The following is a 25,294-nucleotide window of genomic DNA, read 5'->3' as shown; positions in this document are numbered from 1 at the left end:
ATGAACCCGGGCAATCCCCATCTGAAATTCGCCTCGCAAGCGGTGGCCAAGCCGTACTTCGTATTCGCCCTGATGCTGTTCGTCGGGCAGATCGTCTTCGGCCTGGTCATGGGCATGCAGTACGTGGTCGGCGACTTCCTGTTCCCGGCCATCCCGTTCAACGTCGCGCGCATGGTGCACACCAACCTGCTGATCGTCTGGCTGCTGTTCGGCTTCATGGGCGCGGCCTACTACCTGGTGCCGGAGGAGGCCGACCGCGAGCTGCACAGCCCGAAACTGGCGATCGTGCTGTTCTGGGTGTTCGCCGCGGCCGGGGTGCTGACCATCCTCGGCTACCTGCTGGTGCCCTACGCGGGGCTGGCGCGGCTGACCCACAACGAGCTGCTGCCGACCATGGGCCGGGAGTTCCTCGAACAGCCGACCATCACCAAGCTGGGCATAGTCGTGGTCGCCCTGGGCTTCCTCTACAACATCGGCATGACCTTGCTGAAGGGCCGCAAGACGGTGGTCAGCGTGGTGATGATGACCGGCCTGGTGGGCCTTGCGGTGTTCTTCCTGTTCTCCTTCTACAACCCGGAGAACCTGGCCCGCGACAAGTACTACTGGTGGTGGGTGGTGCACCTGTGGGTGGAAGGCGTGTGGGAGCTGATCATGGGCTCGATGCTGGCCTTCGTGCTGATCAAGGTCACCGGCGTCGACCGCGAGGTGGTGGAGAAGTGGCTCTACGTGATCATCGCCATGGCCCTGATCACCGGCATCATCGGCACCGGCCACCACTACTTCTGGATCGGCGCGCCGGGCGTGTGGCTGTGGCTCGGCTCGATCTTCTCGGCCCTTGAACCGCTGCCGTTCTTCGCCATGGTGCTGTTCGCCTTCAACATGGTGCGCCGCCGTCGCCGTGAGCACCCGAACAAGGCCGCCTCGCTCTGGGCCCTGGGCACCACGGTGACCGCGTTCCTCGGCGCCGGCGTGTGGGGCTTCCTGCACACCCTGGCCCCGGTGAACTACTACACCCACGGCACTCAGCTGACCGCGGCTCACGGCCACCTGGCGTTCTACGGCGCCTACGTGATGATCGTGATCACCCTGATCAGCTACGCCATGCCGCGCCTGCGCGGGATCGGCGAGGCGGCCGACGCCCGGGCGCAGAGCCTGGAGATCTGGGCCTTCTGGCTGATGACCATCTCCATGCTGCTGATCACCCTGCTGCTGACCGCCGCCGGCGTGGTGCAGGTGTGGCTGCAGCGGATGCCGGCCGACGGCGCGGCCATGCCGTTCATGGCCACGGTGGAGCAACTGAAGGTGTTCTTCTGGCTGCGCCTGTATGCCGGCTTCGGCTTCCTCATCGGGCTGATCTGCTACCTGCTGAGCTTCCGCCAGCGCGGCCGCATCGCGGTGGGCGTGGCGCAGCAGGCCGGTTGAGTTCCCTCCCCCGGGGCCCGTCTGCCTGGCAGCGGGCCCTTTTTTTCGCGAGGCCGCGATGACCATTCACCTGGAACTGGAGGAAGGCTTCGGCCGCGCCTGGCACCGCTTCATCACCCGCCGCGCGAGCCCGACGTTCGAGGACGCGGCGGTGAGCCTGGACGAGGTCCGCCGCAGCCTGCTGCTGCTGTTCCGCGGCACCGGCGGCGAGGCCGGCGTCGGCGTGGAGGCGGCCAGCCCGCGCGAACTGCTGGTGCGGCGCAGCCTGTTGCAACAGGTGGCCGGCACCTGCCAGCAGCTGCCGGTGGCCTGGTTCGACGCCGACTCCCTGCGCCTGCCGCCCAGCCTGGCGGTCTACCCCGATGCGCAACTGAATCGTGAACTCTACCGCTGGCTGGCGCTGCTCGCGGCGCACAGCCAGCCGCTGCGGCACTGGGCCGGCGACAACCAGGCCTGGACCCTCGCCGTGTTGCAGCGCTACCCGCTGCTGCGCCCGCGCTATGAACGCCTGGTGGAGGCGCTGCTGCCGCTGCGCCCGGACCCGGCCCAGCTGCCGCCGGCCGAGGCGGTGCTGGAGCGCGCGCTGCGCCAGGCCCTGCGCGAGCCGGGCAGCGTACTCCGCCTGCCGCGCAGCGAGCGCGCGCCCTGGCCGCTGCCGTTGTGGCTGTATCCACCGCAGCAACTGGCGGCGCCGCAGCGCACCGAACTGGTCGACGGCGACGAGCAGGGCAGGCCGGCGGGCGACGCCCGCAACGGCATCGCCCGCAAGCGTGGCGAGCGCACCGAACAGGACCCGGGGCGCGGCGGCCTGCTGCTGTTCCGCCTGGAGAACCTGTTCAGCTGGTCCGAGCACGTCGAGCTGGACCGCGCCGGCGACGACAGCGAGGACCTGGACGCCGCGCGGGTGGCCGAGGACCTCGACCACCTGAGCCTGTCCCGGCAACGCCAGCGCAAGGGCGGCGGCCTGCGCCTGGACCTGGACCTGCCGGCGGCCGAATACGACGACCTGCCGCTGGGCGAGGGCATCCGCCTGCCGGAATGGGACTACCGGCGCCAGTGCCTGCTGCCCGACCACGTCTGCCTGCAACCGATGCTGCCGCGCGATGCCGCGCCGGCGCCGCTGCCGGATGCGCTGGCGCCCATCGCCCGGCGTCTGCGCCGGCAGTTCGAAGGCCTGCGCCAGCAACCGCAGTGGCTGCGCCGCCAGCCCCAGGGCAGCGAGCCGGACCTGCAGGCCTGGCTGGACTTCAGCGTCGAACGGCGCCTGGGCGCCTGTGCCGAGACCGGCCTGTTCCTCGAACGCCGGCAGACCCGCCGCGACCTGGCCTGCCTGCTGCTGGCCGACCTGTCGATGTCCACCGACGCGCACCTGGACGACCGCCACCGCGTCATCGACCTGATCGGCGACAGCCTGCTGCTGTTCGGCGAAGCATTGCAGGCGGTGGGTGACCGTTTCGCGCTGTACGGCTTTTCCTCGCTGCGCCGGCACCACGTGCGCCTGACCCAGCTGAAGAGTTTCGAGGAACGCCACGGCGACGCCGTGCGCGGCCGCATCCGCGCCCTGCGCCCGGGCTACTACACGCGCATGGGCGCGGCGATCCGCCGGGCCACGCAACTGCTGCTCGAACGCGGCGAGCGCCAGCGCCTGCTGCTGATCCTCACCGACGGCAAGCCCAACGACCTGGATTGCTACGAGGGCCGCTACGGCATCGAAGACACCCGCCAGGCGGTGCTGGAAGCCCGCCGCGCCGGGGTGCTGCCGTTCTGCCTGACCATCGACCGCGAGGCGGCGGACTACCTGCCGCACCTGTTCGGCCACCAGGGCTACCAGATGCTGCACGACCCGGCCCAGCTGCCGCTGCGCCTGCCGCAGCTGTACCGCCAACTGACCCGCCGCCGCGAGTGAGGCCGTGCGCCATTGTAGGAGCGGGCCCTGCCCGCGAATCGCGCGCAGGGCGCGCTCCTACAGGGGGACGATGTGGCGAGTGAGGCGGTGGACAGCCCGTTGTAGGAGCGAGGGGGACACCTAGTTCTTGCTCGCGAACCAATCCCCGCAGCGAGATCCGTTCGCGAACGGATTTTCCGGCCACTCAGGACAGCCCCCTCTCCCGCTTGCGGGAGAGGGTTGGGGAGAGGGCGCTCTTGAGTTCAACACCTGTGTCACCGGCAAATCCTGTTCGCGAGCAAGCTCGCTCCTACGAAAAGCACCTCGTAGCCGGGCGTATCAGGATGGCTCCGGATTTACCGGCCGCTCAGGACAGCCCCCTCTCCCGCTTGCGGGAGAGGGTTGGGGAGAGGGCGCTCTTGAGCCCAACACCTGCGTCGCCGGAAACCCCGTTCGCGAGCAAGCTCGCTCCTACGAGAAGCATTCGGCTGTCTATTGGGTTCCCGCGTTCGCGGGAATGACGGGATTAAGATTCGTGTTTTCCGACGTCATTCCCGCGAACGCGGGAACCCAGAAAACAGCGTAGGAGCGGATTCATCCGCGATCCGGCCGGCAGACCGGTCTCAGGACGCCTAACGCGGCAACCAGACGGCCATGGCCACGCAGAACAGCGCGAGAATGACGCAGAAAACCCGGAACCGACGCAGCCGCCTCTGCCGGGCCAGGGCCTGTTCGGCCGGCAGCGGCATGCCGCAGTGCGGGCAGTCGGCGTGCTCGTCGGTGCTGGCTTGCTGGCAATACAGGCACTGGCGCATACCTATTCGAACTGCTCCAGGCGCAGCGGATCGAGGACCTGCACGGTGCGGCCCTGCAGGTCGATGATGCGTTCGTCGATCAGCCGGCGCAGCACGCGGGAGAAGGTTTCCGGCTGGATCGACAGATGCCCGGCCACCAGTTGCTTGGCCATCGGCAGGTCGAAGCGCAGGTCGGCGTCGCCGTGGCGGTTGAGCAGCGTCAGCAGGTAGCGCACCACCCGGTGGGTGGAGTTCTTCAGCGACAGCGTCTCGATCTCGTTGATCCGCCGGTGCAGGCGGATGCACAGGGTGCCGAGCAGGGCGAAGGGCAGCTGCGGGTTGCTGTGCAGCAGTTCCAGGTAGGTGCGGTTGGCGAAGCGGTAGACCTGCGTCGGCTCCAGCGCCTGGGCCGAGGCGACGTAGTCCGGGGTGTCCATGAACATCATGGCCTCGGCGAAGGTCTGCCGGCCGACCACCACTTCCAGCACCTTCTCCTGGCCCTCCGGGGTCAGCCGGAAGATCTTCACCGCGCCGGATATCACGAAGAAGAACGCATGCGCCGGCTCGCCCTGGTGGAACAGCTTGTCGCCCTTGTCGAGGTTGAGCAGCTGGCAGGTGGCGAGCAGCTGTTCCAGCTGCGCCTCGTCGAGGGCATCGAACAGGTGATGCCCGCGCAGGATCTGCTGGTGGACGCGCTGGGACTGCATGGCGGAGCTTTCCTGGGCCGGGGACATCCGCCCAGTATGCTCGCCATGCGCGGGTTGAGGGGTGAGGCATGCTGTCACGCCGGCCTCCGGCCGATAAGTGGTCATTGCGGCCGGTTGGCGCCGACGAACAGCAGGTTGTTCTCCAGGTGGATGTGCTGCATCAGGTCGCGGCGCAGCTCCTCCAGCCCGGCGTAGAGCGCGCGCCAGGTGGTGCAGGCGTTGGCCGGGGCGGTCAGGTCGTCGGTCAGCTCGGCCAGCGCGGCCAGGGACTGGGCATGTTCGTCGTGCTCGTGGCGCATCACCCCGATCGGCCCCTGCACGTGTAGCAGCGACACGCCCTGGATCAGCCAGGGGAACAGGATGTGCTCCTCCTTGCACATGTGCGATTCGAGTTCTTCCTGCATCCGCTCCAGCAGCGCCACCAGGCCGTGGGGGCAGTGCGGGTGCGCGGCGTGGGTGCGCTCCACGCGCTGGGCCAGCGGCAGCAGCGCGGGGAACTGCTGGCGATGGCGCTGGTGGTAGCGCTCGAGGATGTGCTCGATCAGTTCGGCGTTGCTCGCCTGGCGCCAGTCGCGCTCTGCGCTGGCCGGGCGCAGGGCGCGCAGTTCGCTGGCGATGCGCTCGGCGTCCAGGCCCAGTTCACTGGCGGCTTCGCGCAGGCTGCGCTGGCCGGCGCAGCAGAAGTCCAGCTTGTAGTCGCGCAGCAGGCTGGTGCTGCCGGGCAGGCTGCAGGCCAGGTCGCTGAGGGTGCGTTCGGTCAGGTTGTCGTGCATGGCGGCGGGCCTCGGGAGTCGGTGCGGTAGGCAGGCGCCAGTCTAGGAAGGGCGGTGGCCCGGGCTCCTTGATTGCGGTCAAGCGTCGCAGTGCGCGGTTTCCCGTTCGTCGTCGCCCTCGGCGATGTGCAGCAGCTGCTGCGGGTTGCGCACCAGCAGCTTCTGCCGGCCGCCGCGCACCAGGCCGCGGCCTTCCCAGGCACAGAGGATGCGCGAGACGGTGTGCAGGGTGGTGCCGGTCATCTCGGCGATGTCCTGGCGGCTGACCGGGAAGTCGATGCGCACGCCCTCGGACTCCGCCCGGCCGCTGCTGCGCACCAGGCGCAGCACGGCGTGGGCGACGCGGCGCTCGACTTCCTCGGTGGCCAGTTCGCAGAAGCGCACGTGGGCTTCCTGCAGGCGCACGCCGATGGCCTGCACGGTGTTCAGGGCGAAGCCGGGATGGCGCGCCAGCAGCGGTTCCCACTGCGCGGTGGGCCAGGCCAGCGCCAGGCTTTCCTGGGTGGCGCTGGCGGTGGCGGGGTAGTCCTCGCGGCCCAGGGCGCGGACGAAGCCGAACAGGTCGCCGGGGTTGACCAGGCGCACCAGCACGCGCTGGCCGTCGCAGGTCAGCTGGGTGGCCTTGAGGCGGCCGTGGACCAGCAGGTAGAAGTGCTCGGCCGGCTCGCCCTGCTCGAACACCGTGGCGCCGCAGTGCAGCGGCAGGACGCTGGCCGGGCGGAGGATGTCGTCCTGCTCCTCGCGGGTGCAGTTGGCGAACGGCGGCAGGTTCGCCAGCCAGGCGCGGTTGATCGGTGGCTTGTCGCTCACGGTCAGGATTCCCTGGGGCCCGTCGCAGCATACCGGTTCCGCGGGGTGGCGAAACTTGAGTGGGATCAAGTCAAGGCAGCTCTCTGACCAGGCGGAAACCCAGGTTGTCCGGCGGCTGCCCGGCGCTGCAGCCGCCGCCGCGGGCATCGCGGACGAATTCATTGATGGCGGCGCGGTGGCGGCCTTCGGCGATGCGGATCGAGCAGGCCTCGACGCGGGTCCTTTCCGCGCCGTCGGCATCCAGGCTGACCCGCGTGTGGCAGCTCTGCGTCCACTCCCAGACGTTGCCGGCCAGGTCGGCCACGCCCAGTTCGTTGAGGCCATGGCTGCCGCGCGGCTGCGCCCGGGCCGGGCCTTCGCTGGCCGCCGCGGCTTCGAAGCGGTAGCGCGCCAGCCAGCGGCGCGCCGGGTTGCGGCCATCGTCGTCGATGCGCAGGGCGTCGTCGGCCCAGCGCGAGCCGGCGAAGAATGCCCATTCCTCATCGCTGGGCAGGCGCCAGCGCTGGCCGGTGCGCCTGGACAGCCAGTCGGCGTAGAGCTGCGCATCCAGCAGGCTGGCGCCGGTGAGCGGCAGGTCGGCGCCGGGCGTGGCGGCCTGGCCATCCAGCGCCAGGCAGGCGCCGGCGTCCACGCAGCGGGCGTATTCGGCCCGGCTGACCTGGTATTTCATCACCGCGAAGCGCGGCGCCAGGCGTTCGCTGCGCAGCGGCGCATCCACCGGGCGGGCGTCGCGCCAGTAGTCGCCGGCGGGGCGGAAGCGGTATTCCCGCGGCGTCAGGCTGACGGTCTCCGGCGCCAGGCCCGGGTCGGTGCGCGGCAGCCATGCGCTCAGGGCGATGGCCACCAGCAGCAGCGGAAGGGCGATGATCAGCGCCTTGCGCATGGGCGTTCCCTCGTGGCGGGGCCGGCCCTCGCGGGCCGGCCGGTGGCGTCACTTGATGGGCGAGGGCGGTTCGACCTGGCTCATCAGGTCGGAGTCCCACTGCCCCTCGACCTGGAAGTGCGCGGTGGCGCCCAGGGCCACGCCTTCGATCAGGTTGTGGTTGAGGTAGGCGTACAGGCCCGGCTGGCGGAAGGTGTACAGCGCCGCGCCGGCGGCGCCGCCGGGGATGAACCAGGTCTCCAGGCCCTCTTCCGGCGGGTTGCCGAACTTGCCGGTGGCCCAGACGTGGTCGCCGTGGCCGCCGATCAGGTGCGGGCGGGTGTCGCGGTTGGCCTGGGAGTGGACGATCAGCACGGTCTCGCCGACCTTGGCGGTCAGCGCGTTCTTGCCGGTCAGGGCGCCGACCCGGCCGTTGAACACCACGTGGCTGGGGATCAGCCTCTTCATGGTTTCCATGGTGTCGTTGAAACTCTCGGCGGGCGTGGCGTAGCGCTTGAACTTGCCGTCCTTGTCGCGCGGCACGTAGAAGTCCTGCTCGCCGACGTAGAACACCTTGTCGTACTTCAGCGGGCGGCCGTCGCGGTCCTTCAGACCGTCGCGCGGCAGCACCATGATCGCGCCGTTCATGCCCGAGACCACGTGCCAGGGGATCATCATCCCGCCGGGCGCGCAGTGGTAGACGAACACGCCGGGGCGGGTGGCCTTGAAGCGCAGCTTGACCTGCTCGCCGGGGTTGACGATGGTCAGCGAGCCGCCGCCCAGGGCGCCGGTGGCGGCGTGGAAGTCGATGTTGTGGGCCATGCTGTTGCTGGCCGGGTTGACCAGGGTGAGTTCGACGTAGTCGTCCTGGTGCACCACCATCAGCGGGCCGGGCACCGAGCCGTTGAAGGTCATGGCGTGGACGTGGGTTTCGTCGTCGTCGATGATCAGGTCCTTCTCCTGGATGACCATGCGGAACTCCACCACCCGCGGCTTGCTGCCGGTGCGCTGTTCGTGGGCATGGACGAAGGGCGGGGTGAGCAGCTCGACCTTGCTCCTGGCCAGCTTCGACAGGTCCGGTGCCGGCCCGGTCTGCAGCGGCGCCGACTCCTTGGCGAAGGCCAGACCGCTGCCGAGGACCGAACCGGCGACGCCGAGCGCGACGGCTCCGGCGAGCAGGCTGCGGCGCGAGAAAGGCATTTTTTCCAGGTCAGCCATGGGTACTTCTCCTAATGGACGGGATTTCGTTATCCACAGGGAACTCCCTTGGGCGAAAACCTTCTTTGCGCCGCAGCAAATAGCGGCGCAGCTGGACAATCTGCCGCAGCGCGCCGTCAGGTTTTTCCTATGGCGCCTGTGTGAATGCGGCAAGTGCCTGTGCGCCGAGGTAAGATTCCAGCCCAAAGAGCGAATCCCCCGCGCCAAGGCGCGGGCTCCAACGGACAAGGACCTTGCATGCGCCCGCGTGGACTCCCCCTCCTGGCCCTCACCTTCGGCGTGCTTGCCGCGCAGCAGGCCTACGCCAGCAGCGACGACTCCTGCTACCCGAGCTGGAACCTCAAGCGCGACACCCTGGACGTGTGCAACAGCCTGCCGTTCCTGAGCCCCGGCAACGACAGCCGGGTCAACCTGCAGCTGCTGCTGGCCGATACCGGCCGCGCCAGCCTGCCGGTCAAGGCGCTGTCCGATGACGAGCAGCAACTGGGCTACGGCCTGGTGCCCTTCCCGCTGACGCGCCTGTTCGACGAGCCCCTGAGCGTGGAGCCCACAGCGGCCGCCGCTGCCAAGCCGGCGGCGCCCCTGGCGGAGCTGGCGGTGCGCATCGGCCTGCCGGCGGATGCGGTGCCGGCCGAAGGCGAGCGCTTCGCCAGCGGCGAGGGCAGCCGCTGCCGCAGCAACAACCCGGCCACCGCCCAGGACTTCCTCGCCCAGCTGCTGGCCGCCGACCTGCCGCCCGCCGAGCGGCAGAGCCTGGCGCGGGCGCGCCTGGCCCTGCTGCAGGCTTGCCAGTGGGACGAGGCGCAACTCGCCGGCCTGCTGCCCGGCGACGTGGATTCCCCCGGCGGGCGCGATTTCGCCGGCTACCTGCAGGGCATCGCCGCTTTCTATAGCGGCCACTTCCAGGCCGCGCGCAAGAGCTTCCAGGCCCTGCACGACAGCCGGCTGCCCTGGCTGCGCGAGACGGCGCGCTACATGCTCGGCCGCAGCCAGCTCAACCAGGCGCAGCAGAATGCCTTCGACGACATGGGCTACCCCGACCTGCGCAAGGTCGACCAGGCCGCGCTGAAGGTCGCCGAAAGCGACTTCAAGGCCTACCTGCAGGCTTATCCACAGGGCCGCTACGCCACCTCGGCCAAGGGCCTGATGCGCCGCGTGTACTGGCTGATGAACGACCCCGGGCGCCTGGCCGGGGAATACGCCTGGCTGTTCGCCCAGCCGGAAACCGCCCAGGGCAACGCCGACCAGGCCCAGCTGATCGCCGAGGTGGACAACAAGCTGCTGGTCAGCGCGCACCCGGCCGAGGTCAAGGACCCGCGCCTGCTGGCGGTGCTCGACCTGATGCAGATGCGCCACCACGAGCCCGGCGAGGGCCGCGCCCTCGACCTGCCCGGGTTGCAGGCGCAGAAGCCGCTGTTCGCCGACCTGCCGGGGCTGCACGATTACCTGCTGGCGGCCTGGCAGCTGTACGTCGAGGAACAGCCGGGCAAGGCGGCCGAACAGCTGCCGAAGACTCTGCCGCAGAAGCTCGACTACCTCGCCTTCAGCCAGCAGACCCTGCGCGGCTTCGCCCTGGAGGCCGGCAACGACTGGCTGGGCGCGGAGAAGCTCTGGCTGCAACTGCTGCCGCTGGCCCGCCAGCCGCTGCAGCGCGAGCAGCTGGAACTGGCGCTGGCCTTCAACTACGAACGCAGCGACCGCCTGGTGAAGGTCTATGCGGAGAGTTCGCCGGTGCGGACCCCGGCGATCCGCGAACTGCTGCTGCGCCACATCGCCGGCCCCGAGCTGCTGCGCCAGCAGGTGAAGTCCGAGACGGCGCCGGCCGAGGAGCGCGACACCGCGCTCTTCACCCTGCTGTACAAGGACCTGCTGCACGGCCGCTACGGCAACTTCGTCAACGACCTCGCGCTGCTGCCGGCCGAGCCCTCGACCAAGCCGCTGAGCGCCAGCCTCGGCTTCGTCTACGGCGGCGGGCAGCCACTGAGCCTGTTCCAGTGGCCGGGCGGCAAGGGCAGCTCCGGCTACGACTGCCCGGCCATCCGCGACCTCGCCCTGGCCCTGCAGCAGGAACCGCAGCCGCCGCAGGCGCTGAACTGCTTCGGCGAGTTCATCCTGCGCAACAACCTCGACAGCTTCCCGCTGGACAACCAGCCCGGCGTGCGCGAACTGGGCGGCAGCCCGTCGCTGTTCGAAGGCGAGCCCTACTCGCGCCTGGACGGCTACCTGAAGGTGATCGCCGACGACCAGGCCGGCAGCGACGACAAGGCCTACGCGCTCTACCGCGCGATCAACTGCTACGCGCCCAGCGGCTACAACGGCTGCGGCAAGCAGGACATCGCCCCGGCGCAGCGCAAGCGCTGGTTCCGCACCCTGAAGACGCAGTACGCCGACACGCCCTGGTCGAAATCGCTGAAGTACTACTGGTAGCGCGGCCATGGGCCTGGCCGCGAAGAGTCTGGCGCTGGGCCTGCTGCTGTGGAGCGCCACGGCCCGCGCCGGGGTGGTGGATGCCGCCGACTACGACGCCTTCTGGCTGTGGGGCGGCGTGCAGGCCCAGCCGGTGCTGCGCCAGGCGCGCACGTTGTACGTGCTGCAGGGCCAGGTCAGCGCCCCGCGCGGCGCCCCCGAACAACCGGCGCGCCTGCACGCCCAGGGCATCGCCATGCCGCGCCTGCGCACGGGCCAGGTGTGGCTGGTCTACCGCGCCCACAGCCTGCGCTGGAGCGAGGACAGCTACGCCACTCTGCTGGCCCAGCTGCGCCGCTGGCAGCGCGCCGGCAACCCGCTGCTGGGCGTGCAGATCGACTTCGATGCCCGCACCCGCTACCTCCACGAATACGTGGCCTTCCTGCGCGACTTCCGCCGGCGCCTGCCGATCGAATACCGCCTGAGCATCACCGGCCTGCTGGACTGGAGCAGCAACGCGGAGCCGGCGACCATCAATGAACTCAAGGACGTGGTGGACGAGGTGGTGGTGCAGACCTACCAGGGGCGGCGGACGATTCCCGACTACCAGCGCTACCTGCCCAGGGTGGCGCGCCTGCAGCTGCCGTTCCGCATCGGCCTGGCGCAGTATGGGCAGTGGCAGGCGCCGGAGTATCTGGAGCGCAGTCCGTGGTTCCGGGGGTATGTGGTGTTTTTGCAGAATCCGTGAGTTGGTGGTCGGGGGGATTTTGTAGGAGCGAGCTTGCTCGCGAACGGGGCTTCGCCGGCAATCTCGGCGCTTGACCTGAAGAGCGCCCTCTCCCTAACCCTCTCCCTGAAGGGAGAGGGGACCGTTCGGCGTGCTTGGGTATTCCTGAGTCAGCCGGCAACACCGAAGGTTTCCGACTGAAACCATCACTTCTCTCGGCACGGACTAGCCCCCTCTCCCTTCAGGGAGAGGGCTGGGGAGAGGGAGCGGAGTCAATCCAAGGCTCCGTTGCAACCGGGAAACTCCGTTCGCGAGCAAGCTCGCTCCTACGAAGAGCCTCCGCAACCACAACTCCCCCCACACCCCGCCTTAGCCGGCTGCTCCACCAGATCCCGCATCAGCAACCCATGATCCAGCCCCACCCCCGCCGGCACCGGCAGATACACGACGTGCCCATCACCCGGCGCCACCTCGATGGCTTCACCACGAACATTCTCCAGGTGCTCCAGCCACAGCGTACGGTTCCCACCCGGAGTCATGAGTTCGAGGCTGTCACCCACCGCGAAGCGGTTCTTCACCCTTACCTCGGCGAGCTCGCCACGGCGGGCGCCAGTGAACTCCCCGACAAACTGCTGGCGCTCTGCCCGCGAGCTGCCGTACTGGTAATTCTGATACTCGTCATGCACATGGCGGCGCAGGAAACCCTCGGTGTAGCCACGGTGGGCCAGGGACTCCAGCTCGTCCATCAAGCCACGGTCGAAGGGCCGGCCGGCCACGGCGTCGTCGATCGCCTTGCGGTAGGCCTGGGCGGTGCGCGCCACGTAGTAGTGCGACTTGGTGCGGCCCTCGATCTTCAGCGAGTGCACGCCCATCTCGGCCAGGCGCTGCACGTGCTGGATGGCGCGCAGGTCCTTGGAATTCATGATGTAGGTGCCGTGCTCGTCCTCGTGGGCCTCCATCAATTCGCCGGGGCGGTTGCCTTCCTCCAGCAGGAACACCGCGTCGGTGGGCGCGCCTTCGCCGAGGGTGGGTTCGCGCACCAGTTGGCCCAGCTCGTCCTCCCGGGCCGGGTGCGCCTGGTACTGCCAGCGGCAGGCGTTGGTGCAGGTGCCCTGGTTGGGGTCGCGGCGGTTGATGTAACCCGACAGCAGGCAGCGCCCGGAGTAGGCCATGCACAGGGCGCCGTGGACGAACACCTCCAGCTCCATGTCCGGGACCTTCTCGCGGATTTCGCCGATCTCCTCCAACGACAGCTCGCGGGACAGGATCACCCGCGACAGCCCCTGGTCGCGCCAGAAGGCCACGCTGGCCCAGTTCACCGCGTTGGCTTGCACCGAGAGGTGGATGTTCGCCGTAGGGAAATGCTGGCGCACCAGCATGATCATCCCCGGGTCGGACATGATCAGCGCATCCGGCCCCAGGGCCAGCACCGGTTCCAGGTCGGCCAGGAAGGTTTTCAATTTGGCGTTGTGCGGGGCGATGTTCACCACCAGGTAGAAACGCTTGCCCAGGGCATGGGCCTCGGCGATGCCGATGGCCAGGTTGGCCAGATCGAATTCGTTGTTGCGCACCCGCAGGCTGTAGCGCGGTTGCCCGGCATAGACGGCATCGGCGCCGTAGGCGAAGGCGTGGCGCATGGCTTTCAGCGAGCCGGCGGGGGAGAGCAGTTCGGGGGCTTGGAGCATGGTGTGGGGACGGTTGTGGATAAAACGCTGCACTCTAGCGGGGGCGGGGGTTTGGTGCCCTGAGCGGGGTCAATGTTGCTGGTGGGCTTTTCGTAGGAGCGAGGGGGACGCCTAGTTCTTGCTCGCGAATGGAGTTTCCCGGTTGCAGCGGAGCTTTGGATTGACTCCGCTCCCTCTCCCCAGCCCTCTCCCTGAAGGGAGAGGGGGCTAGTCCGTGCCGAGAGGAGGAATGGTTTCAGCCGGAAACCTTCGGTGCTGCCGGCTAACTCCAGAGTATCCAGTTCTGCCCAACGGTCCCCTCTCCCTTCAGGGAGAGGGTTAGGGAGAGGGCGCTCTCCAGGTCAAGCACCGAAATTGCCGGCGAAGCCCCGTTCGCGAGCAAGCTCGCTCCTACGAAAAGCGGACCCACTACCTCACTCCAACCACCGCCGCCCCTGCAACTCCAGCATCATCTGCGCCTGCTCCGGCCCATTGCTGCCGGCGGGATAGGGCCGCGGGCGCTGGTAGTGCTCCTGCCAGCCGGCGATGATCGGGTCGATCCAGCGCCAGGCGGCTTCCACCTCGTCGCGGCGCATGAACAGCGTCGAGTCGCCCTGGATCACGTCCAGCAGCAGGCGCTCGTAGGCGTCCCAGCGGCGCTTGCCGGGGCTGGCTGTCTGCGCCAGGTTCAGGTCCAGCTCGGCCGGTTCCAGGCGCATGCCCTTGCCGGGGGTCTTGGTCATCAGCTGCAGGCTGATGCGCTCCTCCGGCTGCAACCTTATCCACAGGCGGTTGGCCGGGCCGCTGCCGTCGCCGATCAGGGCATGGGGCACCGGCTTGAACTGGATGACGATCTCCGAGCACTTCTTCGCCATGCGCTTGCCGGTGCGCAGGTAGAAGGGCACGCCGGCCCAGCGCCAGTTGTCGATCTCGGCGCGCAGGGCGACGAAGGTCTCGGTGTCGCTGTCGTTGTCCACGTTCTTCTCGAACCAGTAAGCCGGCACCTCCTGGCCGCCGATCCGCCCGGCGCCGTACTGGCCGCGCACGGTGCGGTCCTGCACGTCGAGGCCGCCGATCGGGCGCAGGGCCTGGAGGATCTTCAGCTTCTCGTCGCGCACCGATTCGGCGTCGAAGTGCACCGGCACCTCCATGGCCACCAGGCACAGCAGCTGCAGCAGGTGGTTCTGCACCATGTCGCGCATGGCCCCGGCGTGGTCGTAGTAGGCGCCGCGGTTTTCCACGCCGAGGGTCTCGTTGACGCTGATCTGCACGTGGTCGACGTAGGCGCTGCGCCACAGCGGCTCGAACAGGGTGTTGGCGAAGCGCAGGGCCAGCAGGTTCTGCACCGTCTCCTTGCCCAGGTAGTGGTCGATGCGGAACACCCGCGACTCGTCGAACACCTGGCCGATGGCCTGGTTGATCGCCCGCGCCGACTCCAGCGAATGGCCCAGCGGCTTCTCCAGCACTATGCGCGTGTTCGGCCCGGCGAGGCCCGCGACCTTGAGGTTCTGCGCGATGGGCGCGAAGAGGTCCGGGGCGGTGGCCAGGTAGTGCACCAGCACGCGCTCGTGGCCGAACTTCAGGCGCTGGCGCAGGCGGCTGAAGTCGGCGCTCTGCGAGGCGTCCATGGCCAGGTAGTCCAGGCGCGTGGCGAAGCTCTGCCAGTCGGCGACGCTGAAGTCGGCCCGCGCGACCTGCGCCCGGCAGTGCCGCTCGGCCAGCGCCAGGTAGGCCTCCTGCGAGCGCTGGCTGCGGGCCAGGGCGAGGATGCGGGTGTCGGCCGGCAGGCGCTCCTCGCGGTGCAGGTGGTAGAGCGCCGGCAGCAGCTTGTGCAGCGCCAGGTCGCCGGTGCCACCGAACACCAGAATGTCGCAGGAAAGGGGAAATGCGGAAGATTCGGACATCATCGGGTACTGCTCCACCACTTATTGCCTGGGCGTGACCACCTGACTTGTAGTATAACTACAGGCCGACTACATCCCATCCGCCGATCATAGCCGAGTCCAGCCCAGTGAACCTGTTGCAGCACATTGCCCAGTCGCGTCATCTGCTTCGCAAGTCGGAACTCAAGGTCGCCGATCACGTGATGCAGGACCCCGCCTCGGTCATGCACAGCTCCATGGCCGACCTCGCCCACGGGGTAGGCGTCAGCGAGCCGACCATCGTGCGCTTCTGCCGCGCCATCGGCTGCACCGGCTTCCAGGACCTCAAGCTGAAGCTGGCGCAGAGCCTGGCCGCCGGCGCCAGCTTCGGCCAGTTCGCGATCAGCGAAAGCGACTCGGTCACCGACTTCAGCCTGAAGATCTTCGACACCACCCTGCATTCGCTGATGGAAGTGCGCGAGAAGCTCGACACCCACGCCCTGGAGCGCGCCATCGCCGCCATCGCCCACGCCCAGCGCGTGGAGTTCTACGGCTTCGGCGCCTCCGGCGCGGTGGCCGCCGACGCCCAGCACAAGTTCTTCCGCCTACTGCTGTCGGCCGCGGCCTATTCCGACCCGCACATGCAGGCGATGTCGGCGGTGACCCTGAAGCCCAGCGACGTGGCCATCTGCATCTCGCAGTCCGGCCGCTCCAAGGACCTGCTGGTGACCGCCAACCTGGTCCGCGAGGCCGGCGCCACCCTCATCACCCTGTGCCCCAGCCAGACCCCGCTGGCCGACCTGGCCACGGTGAACCTGGCGGTGGACGTCCACGAAGACACCGACATCTACACCCCGCTGACCTCGCGCATCGCCCATCTGGTGGTGATCGACGTGCTGGCCATGGGCGTGGCCATGGCCCGCGGCCCGGACCTGGTCAACCACCTCAAGAGCGTCAAGCGTAGCCTGCGCAGCCTGCGCCTGTCGCCCAAGGTGGTGAAGAGCCACGAGGAACCGCGCCCGGAAGAGACGTCCTGAGGCACCTGCCTCAGAGCGCTCGGATCGACGTGCGGATCGCCCGCGCGCACTCGATCACCGCCGGCGCCAGCTTGCGCTCGGCATCTTCCCGGCTCCAGCGGCTGGTCGGCGCCACCACGTGGACGGCGGCCACCGGTTGGCCGCGGCTGTCGAGGATGGGCGCGGCGATGCTCATGTCGCCCAGGAACATCTCTTCCGCATTCACCGCATAGCCCTTGCTGCGCGCCGTGCGCACGGTCTCGAGGATCGCCTCGACGTCGGTCAGGGTGTTCTGCGTCAGGCGCTGCGGCTCGCTGCGTCGTAGCATTTCCGCGGCCTCCTCGTCGTCCAGGCCGCTGAGGTAGGCGCGGCCGCAACCGGTGCAGTACATCGGGATGCGGCTGCCGATGGGCATGTGGATGGGGATGAACTTGGGCGCCACGAAGCGCGCCACGTAGACCATGTCCAGGCCGTCGGGCTCGGTGAGGTTGGTGGTTTCCCCGGTGATCTGCGACAGCTCGGCCAGGAAGGGGTTGGCCACGTCCACCAGGGTGTCCGCGGCCAGGTAGTTGTAGCCGATCTCCATGACCTTCGGCGTCAGCTGGAAACGCCGCGTCTGCTCATGCTTGCGCAGGTAGCCCAGCGCTTCGAGGGTGTGCACCATGCGCTGCGCCGAACTCTTGTTGATTCCCGCTGCCTCGGCCACTTCCGCCAGGCTCATGGTGCGCCGGCGCGCATCGAAGGCGCGCAGCACCGCCAGGCCCTTCTCCAGCGACTGATTGAACAGCAGGCTCCCTTCAGACATTTTTTGTCTTCTCCATATCGATATTCGATACTTATAAATCTCTTTGCGATTTTTGTAAATTGAATATATCGTCCGAATCGCCTCCTGCCGATCCAGAGGTACCCACACGCACAACCACAACAATGAGCGTCCACTGGGAGACCCACCATGCATCAGAGCATCCGTGCCTTCGTTCTCGCCTGCGCCGCCTCGGCGCTGTTCGCCGGCCCCGCCGCGGCCGAGACCCTCAAGGTCGGCGCCACCTCCACCGGCGTCCCCTTCACCTTCCTCGACATCCAGAGCCAGAGCATCCAGGGGATGATGGTCGACACCGTGGAAGCGGTGGGCAAGGCCGCCGGCTTCGACACGCAGATCCAGCAGACCAACTTCGCCGCGCTGATCCCCTCGCTGACCTCCGGGAAGATCGACCTGATCTCCGCGGCCATGCTCAAGACGCCGCCGCGGGAAAAGGTCGTGCAGTTCTCCGACCCGGTGTTCTCCTATGGCGAGGGCCTGGTGGTGCGCGCCGACGACAGCGGCGCCTATACCCGCATGGACGACTTCAAGGGCGAGGTGGTCGGCGCCCAGGTCGGCACCGTGTTCCTCGACGAGCTGAACAAGCGCGGCATCTTCAAGGAAGTGCGCGGCTACGACTCCATCAACGACCTGCTCCGCGACCTGGCCCTGGGCCGCATCAAGGCGGCCTTCGCCGACCAGCCGGTGCTGGCCTACCAACTGGCCAAGGGCGGCCAGTCCAAGGTGCGCCTGGTCCGCGACTACCAGCCGGTGATCCACGGCGACGTCAGCCTGGTGCTGCGCAAGGACGACCCGGCGCTGCTGCAGCGCGTCAACCGGGGCATCGCCAGCATCCGCGCCGACGGCACCCTGCAGCGCATCCGCGCCAAGTGGAACCTCGACTGATCCGTCGCCGCCCGCGCCCGTGGGCGGCGCCTTCGCGCTCTACCAGGTAATCGCCATGTTTCTTCAGAACGCCATGGATTTCCTGCCCATCCTGCTCAAGGGGGCGGTGATCACCCTGCAGGTCACGGCGGCGTCCTTCCTGCTCAGTTCGCTGATCGGCCTGGCCCTGGCGCTGATGATGGTCTCCCGCTACCGCGCCCTGGCGCTGGCCGGCACCACCGTCGTCAACGTCATCCGCGGCCTGCCGATCATCGTCCAGCTGTTCTACATCTATTTCGTCCTGCCGGATTTCGGTGTCCAGCTCAGCGCCTTCCAGGCCGGGGTGATCGGCCTGGGCATCGCCTACTCGGCGTACCAGGCGGAGAACTTCCGCGCCGGCATCCAGGCCATCCATCAGGGGCAGATCGAGGCTGCCGAGTCCCTCGGCATGCGCGGCGCCATGGTGATGCGCCGGGTGGTGCTGCCGCAGGCCTTCCGCATCGCCCTGCCGCCCTACGGCAACACCCTGGTGATGATGCTCAAGGACTCCTCGCTGGTCTCCACCATCACGGTCGCGGAGATGACCCGCGCCGGCCAGCTGATCGCCTCCTCGACCTTCGAGAACATGACCGTCTACACCCTGGTGGCGCTGCTCTACCTGGCCATGAGCCTGCCGCTGTCGTTCGCCCTGCGCCGCCTCGAGGCGCGTATCGGCCGGAGGAGCAAGCGATGATCCGCATCCGCGACCTGCACAAGAGCTACGGCGACGTGGCGGTGCTCGAAGGCATCGACCTGAGCGTCGACAGCGGCGAGGTGGTGTGCCTGATCGGCCCGTCCGGTTCCGGCAAGTCCACGCTGCTGCGCTGCATCAACGGCCTGGAGGACTACCAGGGCGGCGAGGTGCTGGTGTCCGACGCCAAGGTCGACCGGCACGCCGGCAGCATCCATGCCATCCGCACCCAGGTGGCCATGGTGTTCCAGCGCTTCAACCTGTTCCCCCACCGCAACGTGCTGGAGAACGTGATGGAAGGCCCGGTCTACGTGAAGAAGGAGCCGGTTCGCGAAGTGCGCGAGCGGGCCCTGGCGCTGCTCGACAAGGTCGGCCTGGCGCACCGTGTCGAGGCCTACCCCGACGAACTCTCCGGCGGCCAGCAGCAGCGCGTGGCCATTGCCCGCGCGCTGGCCATGCAGCCCAAGGCGATTCTCTTCGACGAGCCGACTTCGGCGCTCGACCCCGAACTGGTCGGCGAGGTACTGGGCGTGATGCGCCGCCTGGCCGACGAGGGCATGACCATGATCGTGGTCACCCACGAGATGGGCTTCGCCCGCGAAGTGGCGGACAAGGTGTGCTTCCTGCACAGCGGCCGCATCGTCGAGGAAGGGCCGCCGCAACAGGTGCTGGGGGCGCCGCAGCATCAGCGCACCCGGGACTTCCTCAGGCGCCTGCTGGAACCGTCGGGGGTGCAGGCATGAGCGTCGCGCCACGCCACCTGCCCCAGTCCCTGTGGGCAGCCAGCGCCACGCCGGCGCAAGCGACGCCGCCCCTGCAGGGCGATCTGGAAACGGATGTCGCCATCGTTGGGGCCGGCTTCACCGGCCTGTCCACCGCCCTGCACCTGGCGGAGCTGGGCATCCGCGCCTGCGTGCTGGATGCCGGCGAGCCGGGCTGGGGCGCCTCGGGGCGCAACGGCGGCCAGGTCATTCCGGGGCTGAAGTTCGACCCGGAGCAATTGCTGGCGAAATTCGGTGAGCAGGGGGAATACCTGTGCGAAGTGGCGGGAAACGCCGCCGACGAGGTGTTCAACCTGATCCAGCGCCACGGCATCGACTGCGATGCCACCCGCAAGGGTTGGATCCAGCCGGCGGCGTCACCGGCGGCGCTGCGTGGCATCGAGCAGCGCGCCGAGCAATGGCGCCGGCGCGGCGTGCCCGTGGAACTGCTGGACCGTGAGGCGGTGGCCCGGCGCATCGGCAACGAACATTATCTCGGCGCCTGGGTCGATCCGCGCGCCGGCAGCGTGCAGCCGCTGAGCTACGTGCGTGGCCTGGTGCGCGCCGCGCTGGCCGCCGGGGCGCGGGTGCATGGCCACAGCCCGGTGCTGAGCCTGCAGCGCCAGGCCGGGCGCTGGCAGCTGGAGTTGGCCGGCGGTGCGCGGGTACGCGCGGAAAAGGTGCTGCTGGCGACCAATGGCTACACCGATGGCCTGTGGCCGGGCCTGCGCCGCACCTTGATCGCGGCGAACAGCTTCATCATCGCCACCCGCCCACTGTCGCCGGAACTGGCGGCGAGCGTGCTGCCCGGCGGCGAGGTCTGCTCGGATGCCCGGCGCCTGCTGCTCTACTTCAAGCGTGATGCCCAGGGCCGCCTGTTGCTGGGCGGGCGAGGGCCGTTCAGCGAACCCGCCGGCGACGGCGACTGGAGCCATCTGCAGCGATCCCTGGCGCAGCTTTATCCACAGCTGGCCGGGGTGCCCATCGAGTACCGCTGGAGTGGCCGGGTGGCGCTGACCCAGGACTTCCTGCCGCACCTGCACGAACCGGCGCCGGGGTTGTCGACGCTGCTGGGCTACAACGGCCGCGGCGTGGCCATGGCCACCACGCTGGGCCGGCATATGGCGTTGCGCCTGGCCGGGCGTGGCGAGCGCTTCCCGCTGCCGCCGGCGCCGCTGAAGCCGATCCCGCTGCATGGCCTGCAGCGGCTCTACCTGGGCGCGGCCATCGCCTGGTACCGCTGCCTGGATGCGTTGTTCTGAGGGATGCCTGGAGGGGCGCCGACCACTCGTCGGCGTCACCGGCGCTTCACCGCCGCGCCCTCAAATTGTCATCCGTCGTCCGCATCCTGGCGTCTCCAGCCCTTCGGCCTTGGGAGATGCGAGATGCAACGCCATATCGACGACACCCAGCACCTGGACAGCAAGACCCGCCGCAAGCTCGAGGACCAGCGCCGAATGCAGTTCCGCCGGGCCATCGAAGAGCGCCTCGAAGCGCAACGCCTCGACCGCGAGATGTCCGATTATCCCGACCTGATCGCCGCCAACTACCTCAATTCTGCGCGGGCGTCGGTGAAAAGCGCTCGGCCAGCTGGCTGATCAGCGCGCGCTCCTCGCGGATGAAGGCGACGAAGGCCTGGGCCACCGGGCTCAGGCGCTTGCCGCGGGCGTGCACCAGGCACCAGCTGCGGTAGAGCGGCAGCTCCTCCACCGGCAGTTCGCGCAGCAGCCCGGCGCGCAGTTCGCGGCTCACCGCGTGGCGCGGCAGCAGGGCCAGGCCGAGGCCGGCCAATACCCCTTCCCGTGAGCCTTCCAGCGAGGCGAATTCCAGCGTCTGCGGGAAGTGCGCGCGCTTCTGCTGGAAGTGTTCCTCGCAGGCCTTGCGCGTGCCCGAGCCCGGCTCGCGGATCAGCAGCGGCCAGGATTCCAGGTCCTTCAGCGACAGCTTGGCGGCGCTGCACAGCGGGTGGTCGGGCGGCGCCACCGCGACGATCGGGTTGTTCAGGAAGGGCAGGAACTCCAGGGCCATGTCCTGCGGCACCAGGGACATGATCACCAGGTCGTCGCGGTTGTCCGACAGGCGCTTGATCACCTGGGCGCGGTTGACCACGGTGAGGTGCAGGCTGACGTCCGGGTGCTGCTTCTGGAAGGCGGCGAACAGGTGCGGGGTGATGTACTTGGCGCTGGACTCCACCGCCAGGCGCAGCTGGCCCTGCAGCGAGCCCTTGAGGTCGGAGAGCTGCATGTCCAGCACTTCCAGGCGCTGGAAGATGTCGGTGCTGGCGCGCAGCAGGGCGTCGGCGGCGTCGGTCTGGTAGAGCTTCTTGCCGATGTACTCGAACAGCGGCTGGCCGACCAGTTCCTCCAGCTGGCGGATCTGCAGGCTGACCGCCGGCTGCGTCAGCGCCATTTCCTCCGCGGCGCGGCTGTAGGAACGGCTCTCGCACACCGCACGGAATACCTGCAGTTGGCGAAGTGTCATTCGCATCAAGGACTTACGCATTCGCACCGGCTCCCGCACGGGTCAGTTCGCTCGACTATAAGTCAAAAATTATGGCTATCCCAATAAATATTGATTTTGGGTAATCCTCGATCCCGCGTAGGGTAAAAAAACGCCGGAACCCTGCTCCGGCATTGCGCCGAACCGACGCGGATCGCTCCGCGGCGGATTGCCGATTGGTTCAAGTGCCGGGTCCACGAGCCCCGGTCGAGGGAAACCGCAAGTGATCAAGAAAATCCTGATCGCCAACCGTGGGGAGATCGCTGTCCGCATCGTGCGTGCCTGCGCCGAGATGGGCATCCGTTCGGTGGCCGTCTACTCCGACGCCGACCGCCACGCCCTGCACGTGAAGCGCGCCGACGAGGCGCACAGCATCGGCGCCGACCCGCTGGCCGGCTACCTCAACCCGCGCGCCCTGGTGAACCTGGCGGTGGAAACCGGCTGCGACGCGTTGCACCCGGGCTACGGCTTCCTTTCCGAGAACGCCGAGCTTGCGGAAATCTGCGCCGAGCGCGGCATCAAGTTCATCGGCCCGTCGGCGGAAGTGATCCGCCGCATGGGCGACAAGACCGAAGCGCGGCGCAGCATGATCGCCGCCGACGTGCCCTGTACCCCGGGCACCGAGGGCAACGTCGCCGACCTCGCCGAGGCGCTGTCCGAGGCCGAGCGCATCGGCTACCCGGTGATGCTCAAGGCCACCTCCGGCGGCGGCGGCCGCGGCATCCGCCGCTGCAACAGCCGCGAGGAGCTGGAGCAGAACTTCCCCCGCGTCATCTCCGAGGCCACCAAGGCCTTCGGCAGCGCGGAAGTCTTCCTCGAGAAGTGCATCGTCAACCCGAAGCACATCGAGGCGCAGATCCTCGCCGACTCCTTCGGCAACACCGTGCACCTGTTCGAGCGCGACTGCTCGATCCAGCGCCGCAACCAGAAGCTCATCGAGATCGCCCCCAGCCCGCAGCTGACCCCCGAGCAGCGCGCCTACATCGGCGACCTGGCGGTGCGCGCGGCCAAGGCCGTGGGCTACGAGAACGCCGGCACCGTGGAGTTCCTGCTCGCCGATGGCGAGGTGTACTTCATGGAGATGAACACCCGGGTGCAGGTGGAGCACACCATCACCGAGGAAATCACCGGCATCGACATCGTCCGCGAGCAGATCCGCGTGGCCTCCGGCCTGCCGCTCTCGGTCAAGCAGGAAGACATCCAGCACCGCGGCTATGCCCTGCAGTTCCGCATCAACGCCGAGGACCCGAAGAACAACTTCCTGCCCTCGTTCGGCAAGATCACCCGCTACTACGCGCCCGGCGGCCCCGGCGTGCGCACCGACACGGCGATCTACACCGGCTACACCATTCCGCCGTACTACGACTCCATGTGCCTGAAGCTGATCGTCTGGGCGCTGACCTGGGAAGAGGCCCTGGACCGCGGCCTGCGCGCCCTGGACGACATGCGCGTGCAAGGCGTGAAGACCACCGCGCCCTACTACCAGGAAATCCTCAAGAACCCGGAGTTCCGCAGCGCCCAGTTCAACACCAGCTTCGTCGAAAGCCACCCGGAGCTGACCCAGTACTCGATCAAGCGCAACCCGTCGCACCTGGCCATCGCCATCGCTACCGCCATTGCCGCCCACGCTGGCCTGTGAGGATTATCGAATGAGCAAGACCGTTGAGTCGAAAAAAATAAGCGTCACCGATACCATCCTGCGCGACGCGCACCAGTCGCTGCTGGCCACCCGCATGCGCACCGAGGACATGCTGCCGATCTGCGACAAGCTCGACAAGGTCGGCTACTGGTCCCTGGAAGTCTGGGGCGGCGCCACCTTCGACGCCTGCGTGCGCTTCCTCAAGGAAGACCCGTGGGAGCGCCTGCGCAAGCTCAAGGCCGCGCTGCCCAACACCCGCCTGCAGATGCTCTTGCGCGGGCAGAACCTGCTGGGCTACCGCCACTACAGCGACGACGTGGTGCGCGCCTTCGTGGCCAAGGCCGCGGTCAACGGCATCGACGTGTTCCGCATCTTCGACGCGATGAACGACGTGCGTAACCTGCGCGTCTCCATCGAGGCGGTGAAGGCCGCCGGCAAGCACGCCCAGGGCACCATCTGCTACACCACCAGCCCGGTGCACACCATCGACGCCTTCGTCGCCCAGGCCAAGGCCATGGCGGCCATGGGTGTGGACTCCATCGCCATCAAGGACATGGCCGGCCTGCTGACCCCCTACGCCACCGGCGACCTGGTCAAGGCCCTGAAGGACGCCCTGCCCCTGGAAGTGGTGGTGCACTCCCACGACACCGCCGGCGTGGCCAGCATGTGCCAGCTCAAGGCCGTGGAGAACGGCGCCGACCGCATCGACACCGCCATCTCCAGCATGGCCTGGGGCACCAGCCACCCGGGCACCGAGTCGATGGTCGCGGCGCTGCGCAACACCCCCTACGACACCGGCCTGGACCTGGAGCTGATCCAGGAAGTCGGCATGTACTTCCACGCCGTGCGCAAGAAGTACCACCAGTTCGAAAGCGAATTCACCGGCGTGGACACCCGCGTGCAGGTCAACCAGGTGCCCGGCGGCATGATCTCCAACCTGGCCAACCAACTGAAGGAGCAGGGCGCCCTCAACCGCATGGCCGAAGTGCTCGAAGAGATCCCGCGGGTGCGCGAGGACCTGGGCTTCCCGCCCCTGGTCACCCCGACCTCGCAGATCGTCGGCACCCAGGCGTTCTTCAACGTGCTGGCCGGCGAGCGCTACAAGACCATCACCAACGAGGTGAAGCTGTACCTGCAGGGCCGCTACGGCAAGGCCCCGGGCCAGATCAACGAGCAGCTGCGACGCCAGGCCATCGGCAACGAGGAAGTCATCGACGTGCGCCCGGCCGACCTGATCAAGCCCGAGCTGGACAAGCTGCGCGGCGAGATCGGCGCGCTGGCCAAGTCCGAAGAGGACGTGCTGACCTTCGCCATGTTCCCGGACATCGGCCGCAAGTTCCTCGAGGAACGCGAGGCCGGCGCCCTGAAGCCCGAGGAACTGCTGCCGATCCCCAGCGGCAACGGCGTGGCCGCGGCCGGCGGCGAAGGCGTGCCGACCGAGTTCGTGGTCGACGTGCACGGCGAGAGCTACCGCGTGGACATCACCGGCGTCGGCGTGAAGACCGACGGCAAGCGCCACTTCTACCTGTCCATCGACGGCATGCCCGAGGAAGTGGTGTTCGAGCCGCTCAACGAGTTCATCGGCGGCGGCGGCAACAAGCGCAAGCACGCCAGCGCGCCGGGTGACGTCAGCACCACCATGCCGGGCAACATCGTCGACGTGCTGGTGAAGGAAGGCGACAGCGTGAAGGCCGGCCAGGCCGTGCTGATCACCGAAGCCATGAAGATGGAAACCGAGGTGCAGGCGCCCATCGCCGGCACCGTCAAGGCGATCCACGTAGCCAAGGGTGACCGCGTCAACCCGGGCGAGGTGCTGATCGAGATTGAAGGCTGAC

Annotated in this window: 22 protein-coding genes; 12 read left to right on the top strand and 10 right to left on the bottom strand. The window is 68.3% G+C overall.

The features are described 5' to 3' along the window. Both BM060_RS06110 and BM060_RS06105 read left to right on the top strand, forming a co-directional pair. Positions 1–1,422, top strand: a complete 1,422-nt coding sequence (locus tag BM060_RS06110; RefSeq protein WP_074978226.1) for a cbb3-type cytochrome c oxidase subunit I — start codon at positions 1–3, stop codon at positions 1,420–1,422. A 58-nt stretch (positions 1,423–1,480) separates the two neighbouring features. Next, on the top strand, positions 1,481–3,328 hold the full coding sequence (locus BM060_RS06105; RefSeq protein ID WP_074978223.1) for a nitric oxide reductase activation protein NorD: 1,848 nt from the start codon (positions 1,481–1,483) through the stop codon (positions 3,326–3,328). A 611-nt stretch (positions 3,329–3,939) separates the two neighbouring features. Here the strand turns inward: BM060_RS06105 and BM060_RS06100 are convergent. From BM060_RS06100 to nirK, 6 genes are all read right to left on the bottom strand, one after another. After that, on the bottom strand, positions 3,940–4,122 hold the full coding sequence (locus BM060_RS06100; protein ID WP_074978221.1) for a protein DnrP: 183 nt from the start codon (positions 4,120–4,122) through the stop codon (positions 3,940–3,942). Between the two features lie 2 nt (positions 4,123–4,124). Beyond that, entirely contained in the window at positions 4,125–4,808 is a 684-nt protein-coding gene (locus BM060_RS06095) for a Crp/Fnr family transcriptional regulator (RefSeq protein ID WP_009614901.1), read from the bottom strand. 101 nt (positions 4,809–4,909) lie between these two features. After that, a complete protein-coding gene (gene ytfE, locus BM060_RS06090) occupies positions 4,910–5,581 on the bottom strand; it encodes an iron-sulfur cluster repair protein YtfE (protein ID WP_074978218.1) in 672 nt (223 codons plus the stop codon). A 78-nt stretch (positions 5,582–5,659) separates the two neighbouring features. Beyond that, positions 5,660–6,391, bottom strand: coding sequence for a Crp/Fnr family transcriptional regulator (locus tag BM060_RS06085; protein WP_083426726.1), 732 nt, complete (start codon positions 6,389–6,391; stop codon positions 5,660–5,662). A 70-nt stretch (positions 6,392–6,461) separates the two neighbouring features. Then, positions 6,462–7,274 (bottom strand): SUMF1/EgtB/PvdO family nonheme iron enzyme, encoded by an 813-nt coding sequence (locus tag BM060_RS06080; protein ID WP_074978216.1) that lies wholly within the window; start codon positions 7,272–7,274, stop codon positions 6,462–6,464. 48 nt (positions 7,275–7,322) lie between these two features. Next, positions 7,323–8,471 (bottom strand): copper-containing nitrite reductase, encoded by a 1,149-nt coding sequence (gene nirK / locus BM060_RS06075; protein WP_135499874.1) that lies wholly within the window; start codon positions 8,469–8,471, stop codon positions 7,323–7,325. Between the two features lie 237 nt (positions 8,472–8,708). Here nirK and BM060_RS06070 point away from each other — a divergent pair, with 237 nt between their 5' ends. Together BM060_RS06070 and BM060_RS06065 are read left to right on the top strand one after the other, a co-directional pair. Continuing rightward, the gene (locus BM060_RS06070) at positions 8,709–10,898 is read left to right on the top strand and encodes a tetratricopeptide repeat protein (RefSeq protein WP_074978214.1); all 2,190 of its coding nucleotides are present in this window, start codon (positions 8,709–8,711) and stop codon (positions 10,896–10,898) included. 7 nt (positions 10,899–10,905) lie between these two features. Beyond that, on the top strand, positions 10,906–11,625 hold the full coding sequence (locus BM060_RS06065; RefSeq protein ID WP_009614913.1) for a DUF3142 domain-containing protein: 720 nt from the start codon (positions 10,906–10,908) through the stop codon (positions 11,623–11,625). A 305-nt stretch (positions 11,626–11,930) separates the two neighbouring features. On the opposite strand, the gene trhP is transcribed toward BM060_RS06065, so the two are convergent. Together trhP and zwf are read right to left on the bottom strand one after the other, a co-directional pair. Beyond that, the gene (gene trhP, locus BM060_RS06060) at positions 11,931–13,289 is read right to left on the bottom strand and encodes a prephenate-dependent tRNA uridine(34) hydroxylase TrhP (RefSeq protein WP_074978212.1); all 1,359 of its coding nucleotides are present in this window, start codon (positions 13,287–13,289) and stop codon (positions 11,931–11,933) included. Between the two features lie 413 nt (positions 13,290–13,702). After that, positions 13,703–15,172 carry a glucose-6-phosphate dehydrogenase gene (gene zwf, locus BM060_RS06055; protein ID WP_135499873.1) on the bottom strand — a complete coding sequence of 490 codons (1,470 nt, stop codon included), beginning with the start codon at positions 15,170–15,172 and terminating at the stop codon, positions 13,703–13,705. Between the two features lie 107 nt (positions 15,173–15,279). Between zwf and hexR the strand changes: the two genes are divergently transcribed. Continuing rightward, a complete protein-coding gene (gene hexR, locus BM060_RS06050; RefSeq protein ID WP_009614923.1) occupies positions 15,280–16,167 on the top strand; it encodes a transcriptional regulator HexR in 888 nt (295 codons plus the stop codon). A 10-nt stretch (positions 16,168–16,177) separates the two neighbouring features. Here hexR and BM060_RS06045 read toward each other — a convergent pair whose 3' ends face one another. Continuing rightward, a complete protein-coding gene (locus BM060_RS06045; RefSeq protein WP_074978206.1) occupies positions 16,178–16,951 on the bottom strand; it encodes an IclR family transcriptional regulator in 774 nt (257 codons plus the stop codon). Positions 16,952–17,098: 147 nt separating this feature from the next. Here BM060_RS06045 and BM060_RS06040 point away from each other — a divergent pair, with 147 nt between their 5' ends. The 5 genes from BM060_RS06040 (at position 17,099) to BM060_RS06020 (ending at position 20,919) form a co-directional block, all read left to right on the top strand. Beyond that, on the top strand, positions 17,099–17,851 hold the full coding sequence (locus BM060_RS06040) for an ABC transporter substrate-binding protein (RefSeq protein ID WP_074978204.1): 753 nt from the start codon (positions 17,099–17,101) through the stop codon (positions 17,849–17,851). A gap of 55 nt (positions 17,852–17,906) precedes the next feature. After that, the gene (locus BM060_RS06035) at positions 17,907–18,563 is read left to right on the top strand and encodes an amino acid ABC transporter permease (protein ID WP_074978297.1); all 657 of its coding nucleotides are present in this window, start codon (positions 17,907–17,909) and stop codon (positions 18,561–18,563) included. After that, positions 18,560–19,303 (top strand): amino acid ABC transporter ATP-binding protein, encoded by a 744-nt coding sequence (locus BM060_RS06030; RefSeq protein WP_074978202.1) that lies wholly within the window; start codon positions 18,560–18,562, stop codon positions 19,301–19,303. The genes BM060_RS06035 and BM060_RS06030 overlap by 4 nt, the downstream gene beginning before the upstream one ends. After that, the gene (locus tag BM060_RS06025) at positions 19,300–20,583 is read left to right on the top strand and encodes an NAD(P)/FAD-dependent oxidoreductase (RefSeq protein ID WP_074978200.1); all 1,284 of its coding nucleotides are present in this window, start codon (positions 19,300–19,302) and stop codon (positions 20,581–20,583) included. The genes BM060_RS06030 and BM060_RS06025 overlap by 4 nt, the downstream gene beginning before the upstream one ends. A 123-nt stretch (positions 20,584–20,706) precedes the next feature. Further along, the gene (locus tag BM060_RS06020) at positions 20,707–20,919 is read left to right on the top strand and encodes a PA3496 family putative envelope integrity protein (RefSeq protein ID WP_043269785.1); all 213 of its coding nucleotides are present in this window, start codon (positions 20,707–20,709) and stop codon (positions 20,917–20,919) included. On the opposite strand, the gene BM060_RS06015 is transcribed toward BM060_RS06020, so the two are convergent. Then, positions 20,873–21,808: a LysR family transcriptional regulator gene (locus tag BM060_RS06015; RefSeq protein WP_116424636.1), complete on the bottom strand. Its 936-nt coding sequence runs from the start codon at positions 21,806–21,808 to the stop codon at positions 20,873–20,875. The two genes, BM060_RS06020 and BM060_RS06015, sit on opposite strands and share 47 nt — an antisense overlap. Before the next feature lie 235 nt (positions 21,809–22,043). Here BM060_RS06015 and BM060_RS06010 point away from each other — a divergent pair, with 235 nt between their 5' ends. Both BM060_RS06010 and oadA read left to right on the top strand, forming a co-directional pair. After that, positions 22,044–23,459: an acetyl-CoA carboxylase biotin carboxylase subunit gene (locus BM060_RS06010; RefSeq protein ID WP_009614928.1), complete on the top strand. Its 1,416-nt coding sequence runs from the start codon at positions 22,044–22,046 to the stop codon at positions 23,457–23,459. 10 nt (positions 23,460–23,469) lie between these two features. Continuing rightward, entirely contained in the window at positions 23,470–25,293 is a 1,824-nt protein-coding gene (oadA, locus tag BM060_RS06005) for a sodium-extruding oxaloacetate decarboxylase subunit alpha (RefSeq protein ID WP_074978197.1), read from the top strand. Position 25,294: the final 1 nt, after the last annotated feature.

Source organism: Pseudomonas citronellolis, assembly GCF_900112375.1.
In the GTDB taxonomy this organism is placed as follows: Bacteria; Pseudomonadota; Gammaproteobacteria; order Pseudomonadales; family Pseudomonadaceae; genus Pseudomonas; species Pseudomonas citronellolis.
Note: the sequence above shows the minus strand (reverse complement) of the source record. Positions and strands in the feature narration are given on the sequence as shown.

Bases quoted from the DNA above. Each gene is read 5' to 3' on its own strand.
- BM060_RS06110 (WP_074978226.1), top strand. From the start codon at position 1: ATGAACCCGGGCAATCCCCATCTGAAATTCGCCTCGCAAGCGGTGGCC.
- BM060_RS06105 (WP_074978223.1), top strand. From the start codon at position 1,481: ATGACCATTCACCTGGAACTGGAGGAAGGCTTCGGCCGCGCCTGGCAC.
- BM060_RS06100 (WP_074978221.1), bottom strand. From the start codon at position 4,122: ATGCGCCAGTGCCTGTATTGCCAGCAAGCCAGCACCGACGAGCACGCC.
- BM060_RS06095 (WP_009614901.1), bottom strand. From the start codon at position 4,808: ATGCAGTCCCAGCGCGTCCACCAGCAGATCCTGCGCGGGCATCACCTG.
- ytfE (WP_074978218.1), bottom strand. From the start codon at position 5,581: ATGCACGACAACCTGACCGAACGCACCCTCAGCGACCTGGCCTGCAGC.
- BM060_RS06080 (WP_074978216.1), bottom strand. From the start codon at position 7,274: ATGCGCAAGGCGCTGATCATCGCCCTTCCGCTGCTGCTGGTGGCCATC.
- nirK (WP_135499874.1), bottom strand. From the start codon at position 8,471: ATGGCTGACCTGGAAAAAATGCCTTTCTCGCGCCGCAGCCTGCTCGCC.
- BM060_RS06070 (WP_074978214.1), top strand. From the start codon at position 8,709: ATGCGCCCGCGTGGACTCCCCCTCCTGGCCCTCACCTTCGGCGTGCTT.
- BM060_RS06065 (WP_009614913.1), top strand. From the start codon at position 10,906: ATGGGCCTGGCCGCGAAGAGTCTGGCGCTGGGCCTGCTGCTGTGGAGC.
- trhP (WP_074978212.1), bottom strand. From the start codon at position 13,289: ATGCTCCAAGCCCCCGAACTGCTCTCCCCCGCCGGCTCGCTGAAAGCC.
- zwf (WP_135499873.1), bottom strand. From the start codon at position 15,172: ATGTCCGAATCTTCCGCATTTCCCCTTTCCTGCGACATTCTGGTGTTC.
- BM060_RS06045 (WP_074978206.1), bottom strand. From the start codon at position 16,951: ATGTCTGAAGGGAGCCTGCTGTTCAATCAGTCGCTGGAGAAGGGCCTG.
- BM060_RS06040 (WP_074978204.1), top strand. From the start codon at position 17,099: ATGCATCAGAGCATCCGTGCCTTCGTTCTCGCCTGCGCCGCCTCGGCG.
- BM060_RS06035 (WP_074978297.1), top strand. From the start codon at position 17,907: ATGTTTCTTCAGAACGCCATGGATTTCCTGCCCATCCTGCTCAAGGGG.
- BM060_RS06030 (WP_074978202.1), top strand. From the start codon at position 18,560: ATGATCCGCATCCGCGACCTGCACAAGAGCTACGGCGACGTGGCGGTG.
- BM060_RS06025 (WP_074978200.1), top strand. From the start codon at position 19,300: ATGAGCGTCGCGCCACGCCACCTGCCCCAGTCCCTGTGGGCAGCCAGC.
- BM060_RS06020 (WP_043269785.1), top strand. From the start codon at position 20,707: ATGCAACGCCATATCGACGACACCCAGCACCTGGACAGCAAGACCCGC.
- BM060_RS06015 (WP_116424636.1), bottom strand. From the start codon at position 21,808: ATGCGAATGACACTTCGCCAACTGCAGGTATTCCGTGCGGTGTGCGAG.
- oadA (WP_074978197.1), top strand. From the start codon at position 23,470: ATGAGCAAGACCGTTGAGTCGAAAAAAATAAGCGTCACCGATACCATC.